Annotated in this window: 14 protein-coding genes; 9 read left to right on the plus strand and 5 right to left on the minus strand. The window is 61.8% G+C overall.

The window, feature by feature from the left end; all coding sequences use genetic code 11:
- Nucleotides 1–72: 72 nt before the first annotated feature.
- On the minus strand, nucleotides 73–2,472 hold the full coding sequence (gene xdhB / locus NQL71_RS19935) for a xanthine dehydrogenase molybdopterin binding subunit (RefSeq protein WP_046816199.1): 2,400 nt from the start codon (nucleotides 2,470–2,472) through the stop codon (nucleotides 73–75).
- On the minus strand, nucleotides 2,465–3,919 hold the full coding sequence (xdhA, locus tag NQL71_RS19940; RefSeq protein WP_046816200.1) for a xanthine dehydrogenase small subunit: 1,455 nt from the start codon (nucleotides 3,917–3,919) through the stop codon (nucleotides 2,465–2,467). The genes xdhB and xdhA overlap by 8 nt, the downstream gene beginning before the upstream one ends.
- Nucleotides 3,920–4,184: 265 nt before the next feature.
- Between xdhA and NQL71_RS19945 the strand changes: the two genes are divergently transcribed.
- The 9 genes from NQL71_RS19945 to NQL71_RS19985 all read left to right on the plus strand — a co-directional run bounded on the left by NQL71_RS19945 (nucleotide 4,185) and on the right by NQL71_RS19985 (nucleotide 16,196).
- Nucleotides 4,185–4,844 (plus strand): GntR family transcriptional regulator, encoded by a 660-nt coding sequence (locus tag NQL71_RS19945; protein ID WP_046816201.1) that lies wholly within the window; start codon nucleotides 4,185–4,187, stop codon nucleotides 4,842–4,844.
- Nucleotides 4,845–4,846: 2 nt separating this feature from the next.
- Nucleotides 4,847–8,335, plus strand: coding sequence for a chromosome segregation protein SMC (gene smc, locus NQL71_RS19950; protein WP_248687688.1), 3,489 nt, complete (start codon nucleotides 4,847–4,849; stop codon nucleotides 8,333–8,335).
- Nucleotides 8,336–8,590: 255 nt separating this feature from the next.
- Entirely contained in the window at nucleotides 8,591–9,445 is an 855-nt protein-coding gene (zipA, locus tag NQL71_RS19955) for a cell division protein ZipA (protein WP_046816203.1), read from the plus strand.
- Between the two features lie 163 nt (nucleotides 9,446–9,608).
- Complete coding sequence (gene ligA / locus NQL71_RS19960; RefSeq protein WP_274643142.1) at nucleotides 9,609–11,966, plus strand: NAD-dependent DNA ligase LigA; 2,358 nt, start codon at nucleotides 9,609–9,611, stop codon at nucleotides 11,964–11,966.
- Nucleotides 11,967–12,331: 365 nt separating this feature from the next.
- Entirely contained in the window at nucleotides 12,332–13,495 is a 1,164-nt protein-coding gene (locus NQL71_RS19965) for a zinc-binding metallopeptidase family protein (RefSeq protein WP_274643143.1), read from the plus strand.
- An 87-nt stretch (nucleotides 13,496–13,582) separates the two neighbouring features.
- Nucleotides 13,583–13,891, plus strand: a complete 309-nt coding sequence (locus NQL71_RS19970; protein WP_046816208.1) for a PepSY domain-containing protein — start codon at nucleotides 13,583–13,585, stop codon at nucleotides 13,889–13,891.
- Nucleotides 13,891–14,214 carry a PepSY domain-containing protein gene (locus NQL71_RS19975; RefSeq protein WP_046816209.1) on the plus strand — a complete coding sequence of 108 codons (324 nt, stop codon included), beginning with the start codon at nucleotides 13,891–13,893 and terminating at the stop codon, nucleotides 14,212–14,214. Before NQL71_RS19970 ends, NQL71_RS19975 begins: the two co-directional genes overlap by 1 nt.
- Before the next feature lie 3 nt (nucleotides 14,215–14,217).
- On the plus strand, nucleotides 14,218–14,886 hold the full coding sequence (locus NQL71_RS19980; RefSeq protein ID WP_046816210.1) for a response regulator transcription factor: 669 nt from the start codon (nucleotides 14,218–14,220) through the stop codon (nucleotides 14,884–14,886).
- Nucleotides 14,883–16,196: a sensor histidine kinase gene (locus tag NQL71_RS19985; RefSeq protein WP_046816211.1), complete on the plus strand. Its 1,314-nt coding sequence runs from the start codon at nucleotides 14,883–14,885 to the stop codon at nucleotides 16,194–16,196. The genes NQL71_RS19980 and NQL71_RS19985 overlap by 4 nt, the downstream gene beginning before the upstream one ends.
- 13 nt (nucleotides 16,197–16,209) lie before the next feature.
- On the opposite strand, the gene dusA is transcribed toward NQL71_RS19985, so the two are convergent.
- The 3 genes from dusA to NQL71_RS20000 all read right to left on the minus strand — a co-directional run bounded on the left by dusA (nucleotide 16,210) and on the right by NQL71_RS20000 (nucleotide 17,930).
- Entirely contained in the window at nucleotides 16,210–17,205 is a 996-nt protein-coding gene (gene dusA / locus NQL71_RS19990; protein WP_274643144.1) for a tRNA dihydrouridine(20/20a) synthase DusA, read from the minus strand.
- Nucleotides 17,206–17,413: 208 nt separating this feature from the next.
- On the minus strand, nucleotides 17,414–17,698 hold the full coding sequence (locus tag NQL71_RS19995; RefSeq protein ID WP_046816215.1) for a type II toxin-antitoxin system RelE/ParE family toxin: 285 nt from the start codon (nucleotides 17,696–17,698) through the stop codon (nucleotides 17,414–17,416).
- The gene (locus NQL71_RS20000; protein ID WP_046816216.1) at nucleotides 17,688–17,930 is read right to left on the minus strand and encodes a CopG family ribbon-helix-helix protein; all 243 of its coding nucleotides are present in this window, start codon (nucleotides 17,928–17,930) and stop codon (nucleotides 17,688–17,690) included. Before NQL71_RS20000 ends, NQL71_RS19995 begins: the two co-directional genes overlap by 11 nt.
- Nucleotides 17,931–18,215: the final 285 nt, after the last annotated feature.

Consider the following 18,215-nt stretch of genomic DNA (forward strand, 5'->3'; position numbering starts at 1 on the left):
AGCAGGCTCGCTCCCACAGGGAATGCATTCCAAATGTGGGAGCGAGCCTGCTCGCGAAGGCCGCACCTCGGTCTAGAGCGAAGCCAACTCGGTCTCAGCCTCGACAGCCTTCGCCGCCTTCAACTGGCGCATCTGCTCACAGCCCCACAACACCCGCTCCGGCGTCGCCGGTGCGTCGATTTTCGGTTGATGCTTGTAGTCGCCCAGACTGGCCACGGCATCCTTGATCGCGCACCACGCGGCGATGCCGAGCATGAACGGCGGCTCGCCCACGGCCTTGGAATGGAACACCGTGTCTTCCGGGTTCTTGCGGTTTTCCACCAGCTTGACCCGCAGGTCCAGCGGCATGTCGGCCACGGCCGGGATCTTGTAGCTGGCCGGGCCGTTGGTCATCAGCTTGCCCTTGTTGTTCCACACCAGCTCTTCCATGGTCAGCCAACCCATGCCCTGGATGAAACCGCCCTCGACCTGGCCGATGTCGATGGCCGGGTTCAGCGAGGCGCCGACGTCGTGGAGGATGTCGGTGCGCAGCATCTTGTACTCGCCGGTCAGGGTGTCGATGATCACCTCGCAGCAGGCGGCGCCGAAGGCGAAGTAATAGAACGGGCGCCCACGGGCCTGGCTGCGGTCGTAGTAGATTTTCGGGGTCTTGTAGAACCCGGTACTCGACAGCGACACCTGGGCGAAATACGCCTGCTGGATCAGCGCTTCGAAGGTCAGGATGTGATCGCGAACCCGCACATGGCCGTTATGGAACTCAACGTCTTCTTCGCTGACCTTGTACTGGCGAGCGGCAAATTCGACCAGGCGTTGCTTGATGGTCTCGGCGGCATTCTGCGCCGCCTTGCCGTTCAGGTCAGCGCCGCTGGACGCCGCGGTCGGCGAGGTATTTGGCACCTTGTCGGTGTTGGTCGCAGTGATCTGCACACGGTCCATTTCCACCTGGAACACCTCGGCCACCACCTGCGCGACCTTGGTGTTCAGGCCCTGGCCCATCTCGGTGCCGCCATGGTTCAGGTGGATGCTGCCGTCGGTGTAGACGTGCACCAGGGCGCCGGCCTGGTTGAGGAAGCTGGCGGTGAAGGAAATGCCGAATTTCACCGGGGTCAGCGCCAGGCCTTTTTTCAGGACCGGGCTGTTGGCGTTGTAGCGACGGATCGCTTCGCGGCGCTCGGCGTACTGGCTGCTGGCTTCCAGTTCGGCGGTCATCTCTTCGAGCATGTTGTGCTCGACGGTCTGGTAGTAGTGGGTGACGTTGCGCTCGGTCTTGCCGTAGTAGTTGGCCTTGCGCACCGCCAGCGGGTCGAGGGCCAGGTGCCGGGCGATGGCGTCCATCACTTCTTCGATGGCGACCATGCCTTGCGGGCCGCCGAAGCCACGGTAAGCGGTGTTCGAGGCGGTGTTGGTCTTGCAGCGGTGACCGTTGATGGTCGCGTCGCCCAGGTAATACGAGTTATCGGAGTGGAACATCGCCCGGTCGACGATCGACGCCGACAGGTCCGGCGAGCAGCCGCAGTTGCCGGCCAGATCCAGGGCGATGCCATGCAGGCGCCCGGTGCTGTCAAAGCCGACGTCGTACTCGACATAGAACGGATGACGCTTGCCGGTCATCAGCATGTCCTCGACCCGCGGCAGGCGCATCTTGGTCGGCTGGCCGGTGAGGTGCGCGATCACCGCGCACAGGCACGCCGGGCTCGCCGCCTGCGTCTCCTTGCCACCAAAACCGCCACCCATGCGGCGCATGTCGACAACGATCTTGTTCATCGACACGTCCAGCACTTCGGCCACCAGCTTCTGCACTTCAGTGGGGTTCTGGGTCGAGCAATAAACGATCATGCCGCCGTCTTCGGTGGGCATTACCGAGGAGATCTGGGTTTCCAGGTAGAAGTGTTCCTGGCCACCGATGTGCAGGGTGCCCTGGATGCGGTGCTCGGCGGTGGCCAGCGCCGTCGCCGAATCGCCGCGCTGATGGGTGTGGCTGTCGAGCACGAAGTGACGCTTGCGCAGGGCTTCGACCACGTCCAGCACTGGCTCCAGGTCTTCGTATTCGATGATCGCGGCCATCGCCGCCTTGCGCGCGGTTTCCAGGTCCTTCGCGGCGACGGCGAGCACCGGCTGGCCGACGAACTGTACGTCGTCGATGGCCAGCAGCGGGTCACCCGGTAGCAGCGGGCCGATGTCTTTCAGGCCCGGCACGTCTTCGTGGGTGATGGCGATGCGCACGCCTTCGAAGGCGTAGCACGGCTGGGTGTCGATGCTGATGATCCGCGCGTGGGCGCGGTCGGACAAGCGTGCATAAACGTGCAACTGGTTGGGAAATTCGAGGCGATCGTCGATGTACTGCGCTTCACCGGACACATGCTTGGCGGCGCTGTCATGCTTGACGCTGCGGCCGACACCGGTGGTCAGGTCCTTGGCGAACAGTTCAGCCAGTTCGGCCTGGGTCTTCTCTACGGCGTGATGGTTAGACATAAGCGGTCACCCGAGTCTCGATGTGCGGCGTTTGCAGTTCGATGAAGTATTTGCGCAGCAGGTTCTGTGCACTGAGCAGGCGATATTCCTTGCTGGCGCGGAAGTCCGACAGCGGCGTGAAATCGTCCGCCAGGGCGGCGCAGGCGCGTTCCACGGTGGCGTTGTTGAAGGGCGCACCGATCAACGCGGTTTCGCAACTGTTGGCGCGTTTTGGAATGGCCGCCATGCCACCGAAGGCCACGCGGGCATCGGCGATCACACCGTTTTCCAGGCGCAGGTTGAACGCGGCGCACACTGCAGAGATGTCATCGTCCAGGCGCTTGGACACCTTGTAGGCGCGGAACAGTTGCTCGACGCTGGCACGCGGCACGATGATCTTCTCGATGAACTCGCTTTCCTGGCGCGCGGTGACGCGGTAATCGATGAAGTAGTCTTCCAGGGCCAGGGTGCGGCGGGTATCGCCCTTGCACAGGACAATCTGTGCGCCCAGGGCAATCAGCAGCGGAGGTGAGTCGCCGATGGGCGAGGCGTTGCCGATATTGCCGCCCAGGGTGCCCTGGTTGCGGATCTGCAAGGAGGCGAAGCGCTGCAGCAGTTCGCCGAAGTCCGGGTACTCGGCCTTCAGGGCTTCGTAGCAGTCGGAGAGGGCGGTGGCGGCGCCGATTTCCAGGCGGTCGTCGAAGCGCTCGATGCGCTTCATCTCGGCGACGTTGCCGACGTAGATCATCACCGGCAGGGTGCGGTGGAACTGGGTCACTTCCAGCGCCAGGTCGGTGCCGCCGGCCAGCAGCCGGGCCTGTGGATAAGCGTCATAGAGGTCGGCCAGGTCGGCCACGGTCAAGGGCACCAGGCAGCGCTTGTCGCCACTGTTGAGTTCGCCGATGTCGGTGGGCGCGATAGCCTTGAGCCGGGCGATGGTCTGGGCTTCATTGGCATCGAACTGATCCGGTTGTTTACCGCAGCAGGACTGCTCGGCGGCTTCCAGGATCGGCCGGTAGCCGGTGCAGCGGCAGAGGTTGCCGGCCAGGGCCTCGTGGGCCTTGTGCTGATCCGGTGCGTCGCTGTTCTTTTGCAGGGCAAACAACGACATCACGAAACCCGGGGTGCAGAACCCGCATTGCGAGCCGTGGCACTCGACCATGGCCTTCTGCACGCTGTGCAATTCGCCCTTGTGCTTGAGGTCTTCAACGCTGATCAGTTGCTTGCCGTGCAGGGACGACACGAACGTCAGGCACGAGTTGAGACTGCGGTAGCGAATGTGTTCGCGGCCTGCGTCATCCGTCTGCAACTCGCCGACCACCACGGTGCATGCGCCGCAGTCACCGCTGGCGCAGCCTTCTTTGGTGCCGGGTTTGCCCACATGGTCGCGCAGATAATTGAGCACGGTCAGGTTCGGGTCCAGGGCGTGCTCGCTACGGAGTTCCTGGTTTAGTAAAAACTGGATCACGGAAGGCCTCGCAGACTCATTATTGTTGTTAACCGACATGAACCGAATTTAGCAGGTCTGACTTTCCGGTCAATGATTTTCTGACTTAAAGGTCAGGAAAATGCATTTTGTCGATTAACGCCGCTTTTCTTCATTATTGACCCTCGATCAATACCCTGCTTTTTGCTTGAATCGTGCCAAAACCAGCGGGCAGGCCCTGCGCCATGACGTATCAATTGCGCTACACTGCGCCGCTTGTACAAATCGAAGAGTTTGAAGGACAACCATGACGTTCAAGGCGCCGGACAGCCTCGCCGAGCAAATCGCGCATCACCTCGCCGAACGCATCATTCGCGGCGAGATGAAGCCCGGAGAGCGCATCCAGGAACAGAAGGTCACCCAGGCACTCGACGTCAGCCGCGGTTCGGTGCGCGAGGCCTTGCTGATTCTCGAGCGCCGGCACCTGATCGCCATCCTGCCGCGCCGTGGCGCCCACGTCACCGAACTCACCGCGCACAAGGTCAAGAGCCTGTGCACGCTGATGAGCGAGATGTACATCCTGCTCGCCAACGCCGTGGCCACCGGCTGGAAAGTCCAGGCCGACCTCGCGCCATTCGTGCAGATCCAGCAGCGCCTGACCGCCAGCTACGAGCGCCAGGACATCCATAGCTTCGTCGACGACAGTTTCAACGTGATGCGCGCCACGTATTCGTTCGCCAACAATCCGTACCTGCAGGAAACGGTCGAGAACCTGCAGCCGGCCATGAGCCGCGCGTATTTCCTCGCCCTCGACCAGCGCAAGGCCTCGATGAGCGAATACCTGGTGTTGTTCGAGCGCCTGCTCGCCGCCGTGATTGCCCGTGACTTTGCCCTGATCCGCGAAGTGCTGACCGCCTACGGCCAGCGCAGCTGCGATCTGGTGATCTCTGCCCTGACGGACGCATAAGCGTGCGGCTAAAGTGCATCAAGCTGGCGGGGTTCAAATCCTTCGTCGACCCGACCACGGTGAACTTCCCCAGCAACATGGCGGCGGTGGTCGGACCCAATGGTTGCGGCAAGTCAAACATCATCGACGCCGTGCGTTGGGTGATGGGCGAGAGTTCGGCGAAGAACCTGCGCGGCGAGTCGATGACCGACGTCATCTTCAACGGTTCGACCAGCCGTAAACCGGTGAGCCAGGCGAGCATCGAGCTGGTGTTCGATAACACCGACGGCACATTGCTCGGTGAATACGCCGCCTATGCGGAAATTTCCATTCGCCGCAAAGTCACCCGCGACAGCCAGACCACCTATTACCTCAACGGCACCAAATGCCGCCGGCGCGACATCACCGATATCTTCCTCGGCACCGGCCTCGGTCCGCGCAGCTACTCGATCATCGAGCAGGGGATGATTTCCAAGCTCATCGAGTCCAAGCCTGAAGACTTGCGCAACTTCATCGAAGAAGCGGCGGGGATCTCCAAGTACAAGGAACGTCGGCGCGAAACCGAAAACCGCATCCGCCGTACCCACGAAAACCTCGAGCGCCTGACCGACCTGCGCGAAGAGCTCGAACGCCAACTCGAACGCTTGCACCGCCAGGCCGAAGCGGCCAAGAAATATCAGGAATTAAAAGGCGAGGAGCGTCAGCTCAAGGCGCAACTGTCGGCCCTGCGCTGGCAGGACCTGAACGAACAGGTCGGCCAGCGCGAAGCAATCATCGGCACCCAGGAAATCAGTTTCGAGGCCCTGGTGGCCGAACAGCGCAACGCCGATGCCAGCATCGAGCGCCTGCGCGACGGCCATCACGACCTCTCCGAGCGCTTCAATCTGGTGCAGGGGCGCTTCTATTCGGTCGGCGGCGACATCGCCCGGGTCGAACAGAGCATCCAGCACGGGCAGCAGCGCTTGCGCCAGTTGCAGGACGACCTGAAAGAAGCTGAGCGCGCGCGCCTGGAGACCGAGTCGCACCTGGGCCACGACCGCACGCTGCTGCTGACCCTCGGCGAAGAACTGGACATGCTCACGCCGGAACAGGAAGTCACCAGCGCCGCCGCCGAAGAGGCCGCCGCCACGCTGGAAGAATCCGAAACCACCATGCACGCCTGGCAGGAGCAGTGGGACACCTTCAACCTGAGCGCTGCCGAGCCCCGGCGCCAGTCTGAAGTCCAGCAGTCGCGCATCCAGCAACTGGAAACCAGCCTGGAGCGCCTGGCCGATCGGCAGAAACGCTTGGGCGAGGAGCGCGCCTTGCTCTCGGCGGACCCGGAAGATGCGGCGATCATGGCGCTCAGCGAGCAGCTTGCCGAATCCGAGGCGACCCTCGAGGATTTGCAGACCAGTGAAGAAGCTCAGGTCGAAAAGCTCGAGCAACTGCGCCAGCAATTGCAGCACGCGCTGACGGCACAGCAACAGGCCCAGGGCGATCTGCAGCGGCTCAACGGTCGACTGGCTTCGCTCGAAGCCCTGCAGCAAGCCGCGCTCGATCCGGGCACCGGCACCGCCGAATGGCTGCGCGAGCAGCATCTGGCGGATCGCCCGCGCCTGGCCGAAGGGCTGAAGGTTGAAGCGGGTTGGGAACTGGCGGTGGAAACCGTTCTCGGCGCCGACCTGCAAGCGGTGCTGGTGGATGACTTCAACGACTTTGACCTGTCCAGCTTTGCCCAGGGCGACCTGCGCCTGCTCAGCCCGGCCAGCGATGGCCAGCGGGTGCCCGGCAGTCTGCTCGACAAGGTCGAGGCACAGATCGATCTGTCGCCGTGGCTGGGCCAGGTCAAGCCGGTCGAGAGCCTGGAGCAAGCGCTGGCCATGCGTGGCCAGTTGGCCGCGGGCCAGAGCTTGATCAGCCGCGACGGCTACTGGGTCGGTCGGCACTTCCTGCGGGTGCGCCGGGCCAGTGAAGCAGAAAGCGGCATGCTCGCCCGTGGCCAGGAAATCCAGAAACTGGGCCTGGAGCGCGAAGAGCGCGAGGCGGCGGTCGAGACCCTGGAAACCGAATTGCAGAACCTGCGGGCGCAACAGCGTCAGCAGGAAAACGGTCGCGAACACTTGCGTCGTTTGCTTCAAGACGAAGCCCGTCAGCAAGGCGAACTCAAGGCCCAGCTATCGGCCGGCAAAGCCAAGGCCGAGCAGTTGGCCCTGCGGCGCACCCGCCTTGACGAAGAAATCGAGGAATTGGGCGAGCAACGCGCCCAGGAGCACGAAAACATCGGCGAAGCGCGCCTGCAATTGCAGGAAGCCCTCGACGCCATGGCCCTGGATACCGAGCAGCGCGAACTGCTGCTGGCCCAGCGCGACAGCTTGCGCGAGCGGCTTGATCGGGTGCGCCAGGAGGCCCGCCAGCACAAGGATCACGCCCATCAACTGGCGGTGCGCCTGGGCTCGCTCAAGGCCCAGCACGATTCCACGCGCCAGGCCCTGGAACGCCTGGAAATGCAGGCCGAGCGCCTGACGGAAAAACGCGAGCAATTGAGCCTCAACCTGGAAGAGGGCGAGGCGCCGCTGGAAGAGTTGCGCCTGAAACTCGAAGAACTGCTCGACAAGCGCATGACCGTCGACGAAGAGCTCAAGACCGCGCAGATCGCCCTGGAAGATGCCGACCGCGAACTGCGTGAGGCCGAGAAACGCCGCAACCAGGCCGAACAACAGTCCCAGCTGATTCGCAGCCAGTTGGAAACACAGCGCATGGAATGGCAAGCCCTGACCGTGCGGCGCAAGGCGTTGCAGGACCAGTTGCTCGAAGACGGCTACGACTTGCACGGCGTGCTGGCCACGCTGACCGCCGAGGCCAGCGAGAAAGCCGCCGAGGAAGAACTCGAGCGCATCGCCGCGCGAATCCAGCGCCTGGGAGCGATCAACCTCGCGGCCATCGATGAGTACCAGCAACAATCGGAGCGTAAACGTTACCTGGACGCCCAGAACGACGATCTGGTCGAAGCGCTCGATACGCTCGAAAACGTGATTCGCAAGATCGACAAGGAAACCCGAAACCGTTTCAAAGATACCTTTGATCAGATCAATGGCGGTTTACAGGCACTTTTCCCAAAAGTTTTCGGTGGAGGCCGCGCCTATTTGGAACTGACGGGCGAAGATCTACTCGATACAGGGGTGACGATCATGGCGCAGCCGCCCGGAAAGAAGAACAGCACCATCCATTTGCTCTCCGGTGGCGAAAAAGCCCTGACCGCATTGGCCCTGGTTTTTGCGATCTTCAAGTTGAACCCGGCGCCGTTCTGCATGCTCGATGAAGTGGACGCGCCATTGGATGACGCTAACGTTGGACGCTATGCACGACTGGTCAAGGAGATGTCGCAGACGGTGCAGTTCATCTATATCACCCACAACAAGATCGCCATGGAAATGGCCGATCAACTGATGGGGGTGACGATGCACGAGCCGGGTTGCTCGCGTCTGGTGGCGGTGGATGTCGAGGAGGCCATGGCGATGGTGGATGCCTGAGGCGCGGCTTTCAGGGGGGATTTTTTTGCAGTGGGACTCAATTAGCCATGCCGACTTGCTGGCCAATCGACATATTCGCGGGACCAAGGTGCCAGACGGTGTAAAGTTGCCTTTGGTCGTGCTAGTTTAATGTCAATTTTTCGTATACGTGGGCAAAACGCCTGTCAGAACATAGAGTTGGCGCCACGTTTTAAAGCGGTTTACAGAATGTAAGCCCCTTATTTTTCAGCATTTTTTATAGAGGCACGGGATTACATGGAAATCGGTCTGCGCGAGTGGCTGATCGTCATCGGCATTATTGTCATTGCCGGTATTCTTTTTGATGGCTGGCGCCGTATGCGCGGCGGCAAGGGAAAACTGAAATTCCGTCTTGACCGGAGCCTGTCCAACCTGCCCGAAGAGGACACCAGCCCCGAGCTGTTGGGCCCGTCTCGCGTGCTGGATACGCACAAGGAACCGCAACTGGACGAGCACGACCTGCCGTCGGTGAGCATGCCCGCCCGTGAGTCCCGTGATTCGGGCTCCAAGCGCGGCAAGCGTGGCCATGGTGAGCCTTCCCAGGGCGACATGAACCTCAGCCTGGACCTGGATGGCGGCCCGAGCTTCAGCAGCCGTGACGACGATTTCCCGGATGACACCAAGCCCGCGCCATCGGTCAGCGACAAGGAACAGCCGCAAGCCGAAGAAGTGCTGGTCATCAGCGTGATCTGCCGCGATCCTGCCGGCTTCAAAGGCCCGGCACTGCTGCAGAACATTCTTGAAAGCGGCCTGCGTTTTGGTGAAATGGACATCTTCCACCGTCACGAAAGCATGGCGGGTAATGGCGAAGTGCTGTTCTCCATGGCCAACGCGGTCAAGCCTGGCGTCTTCGACCTGGACGACATCGACCACTTCAGCACCCCTGCGGTAAGCTTCTTCCTCGGCCTGCCAGGCCCGCGTCATCCGAAGCAGGCCTTCGACGTGATGGTGGCGGCAGCGCGTAAATTGTCGCAAGAGTTGAACGGCGAACTGAAGGACGACCAGCGCAGCGTACTGACCGCCCAGACGATCGAGCATTACCGTCAGCGCATCGTTGAGTTCGAACGTCGCGCACTGACCCAAAAACGTTAAAACAGCAGTGTGTGGCGACTTCCACACCCTGTAGGAGTCCGGCTTGCCGGCAAAGGCGATTTCAAATACGCCTTCGCCGGCAAGCCGGACTCCTACAATGATTTGTACAGCATCAACAAATTGAGCAGCCTCGGCTGCTCTTTTGCTTTATGAGAGACCACCCATGACTGCCGCCCAAGACCGCATTCTAGAGCTACGCGCCGAGCTGGATCAGCACAACTATCGCTATCACGTACTGGACGAGCCGAGCATCCCGGACGCCGAGTACGACCGGTTGTTCAAAGAGCTCAAGGCCCTCGAAGCGGCCCATCCCGACCTGGTCACCCGCGACTCGCCCACCCAGCGGGTCGGCAGCGCGGCGCTGTCGGCCTTCACCCAGGTGCGCCACGAAGTGCCGATGCTCAGCCTGGGCAACGCCTTCGAAGAAACCGACATGCGCGAGTTTGACCGTCGGGTGACCGAAGGCCTGGACCTGCCGGCCGGTGACCTGTTCGGCGCTGGCGCGGCGGTGGAATACAGCTGCGAACCCAAGCTCGATGGCCTGGCGGTCAGCCTGCTTTACCAGGACGGTATGTTGGTGCGCGGTGCCACCCGCGGCGACGGCACCACCGGTGAAGACATCAGCGTCAACGTGCGCACCGTACGCAACATCCCACTCAAGTTGCACGGCAGCGGCTGGCCGGCGACCCTGGAAGTGCGCGGCGAAGTGTTCATGTCCAAGGCCGGTTTCGAGCGGCTCAACGCCACGCAACTGGAAGTCGGCGGCAAGACTTTCGCCAACCCGCGTAACGCCGCGGCCGGCAGCCTGCGCCAGCTGGATTCGAAGATCACCGCCAACCGTCCGCTGGAGTTCTGCTGCTACGGCATCGGCCAAGTGTCTGCGGACATCGCCGATACCCACATCGGCAACCTGCAGCAGCTCAAGGCTTGGGGCATGCCCATCAGCCATGAGCTGAAACTGGCGAAGGGCATTGATGAGTGCCTGGATTACTACCGCGACATCGGCGAACGCCGCAACGCGTTGCCCTATGAAATCGACGGCGTGGTGTTCAAGGTCAACAACATCGCCTCCCAGCGTGAACTGGGCTTCCGCGCCCGCGAACCGCGCTGGGCCATCGCCCATAAATTCCCTGCCATGGAAGAACTCACCGAGTTGCTCGACGTCGAGTTCCAGGTCGGTCGCACCGGCGCGGTGACGCCGGTGGCGCGCCTGAGGCCGGTCAAGGTCGCCGGTGTCACCGTGGCCAACGCAACGCTGCACAACATGGACGAAGTGGCACGCCTGGGCTTGATGATCGGCGACACAGTGATCATCCGCCGCGCGGGCGATGTGATTCCGCAAGTGGTGCAAGTGGTCACCGAACGTCGCCCGGAAGACGCCCGGCCGGTGCAGATCCCGCAGCAGTGCCCGGTGTGCGGCTCCCACGTCGAGCGTACCCAGCTGGTCAAACGCAGCAAGGGCCGCGAGACCGTCAGCGAAGGCGCGGTGTATCGCTGCGTCGGGCGCCTGGCCTGTGGTGCGCAGCTCAAGCAGGCGATCATTCACTTCGTCTCCCGCCGGGCCATGGACATCGAAGGGCTGGGCGACAAGAGCGTCGAACAACTGGTCGATGAAGGCCTGGTCAGTTCACCGGCCGACCTGTACACCCTGAAGTTCGAAGACATCGTCGACCTTGAAGGTTTTGCCGAACTGTCGAGCAACAAACTGCTCAGCGCCATCGCCGACAGCAAGAAACCGGGCCTGGCACGCTTCATCTATGCCCTGGGCATTCCCGATGTTGGTGAAGAAACGGCCAAGGTGCTGGCGCGTTCCCTGGGTTCGCTGGAGCGGGTGCAGCAGGCCTTGCCGCAAGTGCTGACCTACCTGCCGGACGTCGGCTTGGAAGTGGCGCACGAGATTCACAGCTTCTTCGAAGACGCGCACAACCAGCAGGTGATTGCCGAGTTGCTCAAGCACGGTCTGCAGATTCAGGACCAGGGCGAGCTGGGCGCCGAGTTTGCCGCCAGCACTACGCTGGGCGGTTTCCTCGACAAGCTGCACATTCCATCGGTGGGGCCGGGCGGGGCGCAGAAACTGGCTGACAAGTTCGGTTCGCTGCAAGCGGTGATCAGCGCCGACTGGCTGGACATGCGCCAGGCCTTGCCCGAGAAGCAGGCCACCTCGGTTCGCGAGTTTTTCGCCGTCGAGGCCAATCGCCAACTGGCCCAGGACGCCGAGAAGCAACTGGCCGATTTCGGCATGCACTGGCAGAGCGAGAAGAAAGTCGTCGAAGGCCTGCCGCTGGCCGGCCAGACCTGGGTGCTCACCGGTTCGCTGGAACTGATGAGCCGCGATGTGGCCAAGGACAAACTCGAAAGCCTGGGCGCCAAAGTGGCCGGCTCCGTATCGGCCAAGACCCACTGCGTGGTCGCAGGGCCGGGGGCGGGGTCGAAGTTGACCAAGGCCAATGAGCTGGGCTTGAAAGTGCTGGATGAAGAAGCATTCGTCGAGTTCCTGAGCAAACAAGGCATAACCGTATAACGCCATTCGCCGGCAGCCATCCCCTACAGAACCCCACAACCCTGTAGGAGCTGGCTTGCCAGCGAAGACGGCAGCAGCCCCACCAAAAAGCGCATAACCCACCCCCATCCCCTTGTAGGAGCTGGCTTGCCAGCGAAGACGGCAGCAGCCCCACCCAAAAAGCGCATGATCCACCCCCATCCCCTGTAGGAGCTGGCTTGCCAGCGAAGACGGCAGCAGCCCCACCCAAAAAGCGCATGATCCACCCCCATCCCCCTGTAGCTGGCTTGCCAGCGAAGGCGATCTCCACCCCACCACAAGAAACCGGGAACGATCACCCCCCATCAATGATCTAGTCTTGGCAAGCCCCCAGGGAGAGATCGCTCATGTACCGCTTCTTCGAACAGCTCACTTCGCGCATCGCCGCCCCCTTCATGGGCGAAAGCTCGCGCAACAGCAAGATCTGGCCCTGTCGTTGCGGGCAGTCGCTGTTCTTTCGCAACAGCCAGTGCCTGGCGTGTTCCGCAGCCCTGGGCTATCAACCCGAGCAGAGTCGCCTGTCCTCGCTGCAACCGGGCGTGCAACCCGACACCTGGCTGCTCGATCCCGACCCTGGTGCCGGCGTGTTCCGTCGCTGCGCCAACCTCGATTCCCCAGCCGCCTGCAATTGGCTGCTAGCGGCAAACCACCACGATGCCCTATGCATCGCCTGCAGCCTGAACCGTACCATCCCCGATTTATCCATCGCCGAAAACCACGAGCGCTGGCGCAAGGTGGAAACCGCCAAGCGTCGCCTGATCGCGCAGCTGCTCAGCCTTGGATTGCAAGTCATCCCGAAAACCCTGGATGAAGAAACCGGCCTGGCCTTTGACGTCATCGGCGTCGACCTCGAAGGCAAGGCACCCACCACCGGCCACGCCAACGGCCTGATCACCCTCGACATCAAGGAAGCCGACGACGCTCACCGCGAACAGGTGCGAGTGCAGATGCACGAACCCTATCGCACCTTGCTCGGGCATTTCCGTCACGAAGTCGGGCATTATTATTGGGACCGCCTGATTGCCAACAGCGATTGGCTGCAACCCTTTCGCGACTTGTTCGGCGATGAACGCGCCAGCTACGCCGACGCCCTGGAACGGCATTACCAGCAAGGCGCGCCGCTCGACTGGCAGCAGCAGTACGTCAGCGCCTACGCCACCATGCACCCTTGGGAAGACTGGGCGGAAACCTGGGCTCACTACCTGCACATGATGGACGCCGTCGACACCGCGCTCGGCTTTGGCATGAGCGCGCGGGAAATGGACTTCGACTACCAGCCGTTTCCCTCCAGCACCCTTTACGATCCGCAGCACCCCGGCGGCGCTGCCTTCCTGTCATTCGTCAATGCGTGGATCGAACTGGCCGGCATGCTCAATGAGCTGTCGCGCAGCATGGGCCAGCCGGATTTCTACCCCTTCGTGCTACCACCCGCGGTGATCGCCAAGCTGCACTTCATTCACCTGGTGATCCAGCGCGAGGGCGGCCGGGCGGATGAAGTACTGGCACAATAGTTGTGCATGATGGCAATTCAGTTTCAATTAAGTTCGTTTCGCTAAGGTAGCCTCCGTAAGCAACACATAAAAAATACGGAGACACCCATGAGATCCTTTACTGCCCTGTTCCTCGCATCGCTCATCGGCCTGACCGCCAACCTCGCCCAGGCGCGTGACCTGGGGCCCGACGAAGCCCTGAGGCTGCGCGACGCTGGTACCATTGTGTCTTTCGAGAAGCTCAATGCCACTGCGCTGGCCAAGCACCCAGGCTCCACCGTCACCGAAACCGAACTGGAAGAAGAGTACGGCAAGTACATCTACCAGATTGAACTGCGCGACCCGCAGGGCATCGAGTGGGACCTGGAGCTGGACGCGGTCAGCGGGCAGATTCTCAAGGATCATCAGGACAGGTAATGACGCTGCAATCCTTTTCCCATCGACGCGCCAGCGGCCGCCTGGCCCTGGTGCTGCTGGTTTTCTGCTCGGTGGCCATGGCTCGCGACCTCGACCAGGACGAGGCCCTGCGCCTGCGCCAACAGGGCGTGATCCTGCCGCTCGAGCAGCTGCTGCAACAAGCGCTGGATCGTTATCCGGGGGCCAAGCTGCTGGAAGCCGAGCTCGAAGAAAAACACGACGTCTACATTTATGAAGTCGAATTGCTGACCAGCGAAGGGGTGGTCCGCGAGCTGGACATCGACGCCACCACCGGCCGTTTACTCAAAGACAAGGAAGATTGACCCATGCGTTTGCTCCTGGTGGAAGACCACGTGCCGCTGGCCGACGAACTGCTGGCCGGCCTCAATCGGCAAGGCTACGCCGTGGACTGGCTGGCTGACGGCCGCGATGCAGTGCACCAGGGCAGCACCGAACCCTACGACCTGATCATCCTCGACCTCGGCCTGCCGGGGCTGCCCGGGCTAGACGTGTTGGCGCAGTGGCGCGCCGCTGGCCTGGCGACACCTGTGCTGATCCTCACCGCCCGTGGTTCCTGGGCCGAGCGCATCGAAGGCCTCAAGGCCGGCGCCGACGACTACCTGACCAAGCCTTTCCATCCCGAAGAACTGCAACTGCGCATCCAGGCCCTGTTGCGCCGCTCCCACGGCCAGGTCAATCAACCGACCCTGAAAGCCGCCGGCCTGCAATTGGATGAGGGGCGCCAGTGCGTGACCCGCGACGGCGCCGACATCCAGCTCACGGCCGCCGAGTTTCGCCTGTTGCGTTACTTCATGCTGCACCCGGAACAGATCCTCTCCAAAAGCCACCTGGCCGAACACCTCTACGACGGTGAAACCGAGCGCGATTCCAATGTGTTGGAAGTCCACGTCAATCACCTGCGGCGCAAACTCGGGCGCGACGTGATCGAAACCCGTCGCGGTCAGGGTTACCTGCTGGGTGGGCAAGCCCGGTGAGGTCGATCCAGCGCCGGTTGAGCCTGGGCCTGATCAGCGTGATGGTGATCGTCGGCCTGGTGTTGGCGCAAACCAGCCTGTGGCTGTTCGAAGTGGGATTGCAGCGCTACCTCGAAGCCGGCTTGCGCAACGACAGCGAAAACCTGCTGGTGGCGCTGGTGCGCGGCCCCCAGGGTTTGCAACTGGATGAGCGGCTGCTGTCGCCGGCGTATCAGCGACCGTTTTCCGGCCACTATTTTCGCATCGACTTTGCCGACAGCCATTGGCGTTCCCGTTCACTCTGGGACCAGGAACTGCCACGCCTCGAACGCCCGGGCCTGGAGAGCAACCTGCAACTGGGCCCGGAAGGCCAGCAGCTGCTGGTGCTGCGTTCGGACTATCGACGCCTGGGGCAGTCGATCTCCATCAGCGTGGCCCAGGACTACACACCGGTGCGCGAGAGCTTCCAGCGCATGCAGCAAATCGGCCTCGGCCTGGGACTGGCGGGCCTGCTGCTGATCCTGCTGCTGCAACGTCTCACCGTGCGCCGCGCCCTGCGCCCGCTGGAAAAGGCCCGGGAACAGATCGCCCAACTGCAACAGGGCCAGCGCTCGCAACTCGACGACCAGGTGCCGATCGAGCTGGAACCGCTGGTGACCCAGATCAACCATTTGCTGGCCCACACCGAAGACAGCCTCAAGCGCTCGCGCAATGCCCTGGGCAACCTCGGCCACGCCCTGAAAACCCCATTGGCGGTGTTGTTGAGCCTGGCCTCCAGCGAGCAACTCGACGCCCACCCGCAACTGCGCCAGGTGCTCAAGGATCAACTGGAACAGGTCCGCCTGCGACTCAACCGCGAACTCAACCGCGCCCGCCTGGCCGGCGACGCATTGCCCGGGGCCTTGTTCGATTGCGATGCCGAACTGCCGGGATTGCTCGCCACCCTGAACATGATTCACGGCGACCACCTGCACCTCAGCTACATCGCGCCCACCGGCCTGCAATTGCCCTGGGACCGCGAGGACCTGCTGGAACTGCTCGGCAACCTGCTGGACAACGCCTGCAAATGGGCGGACGCCGAAGTTCGCCTGAGCGTGGTCGAAACCGCACAAGCCTTTGAGCTAAGCGTGGAAGACGACGGTCCGGGCATTCCCCAGGACCAGCGCGATCAGGTGTTCAGCCGCGGCACCCGCCTGGATGAACAGACCGACGGCCACGGCCTGGGCCTGGGCATCGTGCGCGACATCGTCGACAGCTGGGGCGGGCAGCTACTGCTGCAAGAAAGCGAGTGGGGCGGCTTGAAAGTGACCATCGATTTGCCCAAACGCTGAGACAACGGGGCGATCAACGCCCCTCGAGCAAGCCGGCCGCCTGATCCAGCAACGCCAGCGGATCTTTCGCCTTGTGGATATCCACCGACAGCAACTGGCGAAACTTGCGCGCCCCCGGAAACCCGGTGCCCAGCCCCAGCACATGACGAGTGATATGGTGCATGGCGCCACCAGCGTCCAGGTGCGCGGCGATATAAGGCCGCAACTGCGCCAACGCCTCGGCGCGCGTGATCACCGGCGCGGTGCTGCCAAACAACTGCTGATCCACCTCGGCCATCACATAGGGGTTGTGATAAGCCTCACGCCCGAGCATCACACCATCGAACGTCTGCAAATGCTCGTGACAGGCTTCCAGAGTCTTGATCCCGCCGTTGAGAATAATCTCCAGCTCAGGGAAATCCGCCTTCAACCGCGCAGCCACGTCATAACGCAGCGGCGGAATATCGCGATTCTCCTTCGGCGACAACCCCTCCAGAATCGCAATCCGCGCATGCACGGTAAAACTGGTGCAACCGGCATCACGCACCGTGCCCACGAAACCGCACAACTCTTCATAGCTGTCACGCCCATTGATCCCGATCCGATGCTTCACCGTCACCGGAATCGACACCGCATCGCGCATCGCCTTCACACAATCGGCCACCAACTGCGGATGCCCCATCAGGCACGCCCCGATCATATTGTTCTGCACCCGGTCACTCGGGCAGCCCACATTCAGATTCACCTCATCGTACCCATGCTCCTGCGCCATCCGAGCACAAGCCGCCAAGTCCAACGGCACACTGCCACCCAACTGCAACGCCAACGGATGCTCGGCCTCGTTGTGCCGCAGGAACCGCTCGTGATCGCCGTTGAGCAAGGCACCGGTGGTGACCATTTCGGTGTAGAGCAGCGCGTGCTTGGAGAGCAGGCGCAGGAAGAAACGGCAGTGACGGTCGGTCCAGTCCATCATCGGGGCGACGGAGAAACGGCGGGAGAGCGGGGCGGGTGTGGCGTTGGATACGGACATGGGGGATCTGGAATCGGTGAGGCTGGGAGGTGGGGGAGTTTATCAGGATTGGGGGTTTGGTGAGTCTTGCGCTTTCTGACAACCATCGGAAACGCCGTAATCAATTACGTTTTCAACGGCAGTTGAGCGCGTGTTTAAAAACACTCAGTGATACTTCACGCTGACTACGGATGAACAGGAGGTGTTGGGAAGACGAAGTCCTCTACCTTCACCACTTGGTGCGGGGGCGTTGTCGAGTGTGAAAGACACCGAGGATTTGAAGGCGATCGCCGCGCACGCGATAAGGAATTAGATAGGACCAGTTTGGTACTGCCCATTCGCGCGTCTGTTTGACTCGCCCTTCACGGCCCATGGCCGGAAACTGAGCCAATTTATCTACACTGGCGAAAATTGCATCGGAAAAGTCGTCAGCGGCCTTGGGATTTTCAAGAGCAATATAGTTGGCTTCGTCTTCCAGGTTTTTGAGTGCTTTTTCCAGCCACTCAACCCGCATTCCGACTCCAGCGCCGAGCGCGCATCGCCGCCACTTGGTCTTCGCTGGCGAAATTGCCTTCGTCAGCTTCCTTTACCGCCAATTCGATCTGTGCGGTCAAGGTCCTTTCGTGCTCGATATAGTCGCGCAGAACATCCATCGCCAGGTAGCTTGCAGTTTGGCCGTTTGTCTTGGCCAGTTCGACGAGAGAATTCGACAGGTCTTCCGGCAGGTCCAGGGATATCCCAGTCATGGCAGCCTCGATGTTGGACGTTTGTCGGGCATCTTACACCGTCAGGTGCCCGCTTGAATCAACAGGCTGTCGCGAGGTGTGTCTCGACATAAATCATTGTCTTTTCTGCACAGATTTGGCCGGTTGCTGGAGATGATAGAGGCTCAAAGGAGCGCTGGCTAAACAAGGTCATCTTCATCGTCTCGCAGGTGGCGATACCAACCATACAACGCCAACGCAAGGGTGGCGAAGATGATGACTATGAGGAGGATGACTATGTAACGCATTTTACTCAGTGCCTTCGGC

This window comes from Pseudomonas serbica, assembly GCF_028823535.1.
In the GTDB taxonomy this organism is placed as follows: domain Bacteria; phylum Pseudomonadota; class Gammaproteobacteria; order Pseudomonadales; family Pseudomonadaceae; genus Aquipseudomonas; species Aquipseudomonas serbica.

Coding starts and splice junctions, on each gene's coding strand:
- NQL71_RS19945 (WP_046816201.1), top strand. CDS start 4,185: ATGACGTTCAAGGCGCCGGACAGCCTCGCCGAGCAAATCGCGCATCAC.
- NQL71_RS19995 (WP_046816215.1), bottom strand. CDS start 17,698: ATGCGGGTTGAGTGGCTGGAAAAAGCACTCAAAAACCTGGAAGACGAA.
- NQL71_RS19980 (WP_046816210.1), top strand. CDS start 14,218: ATGCGTTTGCTCCTGGTGGAAGACCACGTGCCGCTGGCCGACGAACTG.
- zipA (WP_046816203.1), top strand. CDS start 8,591: ATGGAAATCGGTCTGCGCGAGTGGCTGATCGTCATCGGCATTATTGTC.
- NQL71_RS19975 (WP_046816209.1), top strand. CDS start 13,891: ATGACGCTGCAATCCTTTTCCCATCGACGCGCCAGCGGCCGCCTGGCC.
- NQL71_RS20000 (WP_046816216.1), bottom strand. CDS start 17,930: ATGACTGGGATATCCCTGGACCTGCCGGAAGACCTGTCGAATTCTCTC.
- NQL71_RS19965 (WP_274643143.1), top strand. CDS start 12,332: ATGTACCGCTTCTTCGAACAGCTCACTTCGCGCATCGCCGCCCCCTTC.
- dusA (WP_274643144.1), bottom strand. CDS start 17,205: ATGTCCGTATCCAACGCCACACCCGCCCCGCTCTCCCGCCGTTTCTCC.
- NQL71_RS19970 (WP_046816208.1), top strand. CDS start 13,583: ATGAGATCCTTTACTGCCCTGTTCCTCGCATCGCTCATCGGCCTGACC.
- ligA (WP_274643142.1), top strand. CDS start 9,609: ATGACTGCCGCCCAAGACCGCATTCTAGAGCTACGCGCCGAGCTGGAT.
- xdhB (WP_046816199.1), bottom strand. CDS start 2,472: ATGTCTAACCATCACGCCGTAGAGAAGACCCAGGCCGAACTGGCTGAA.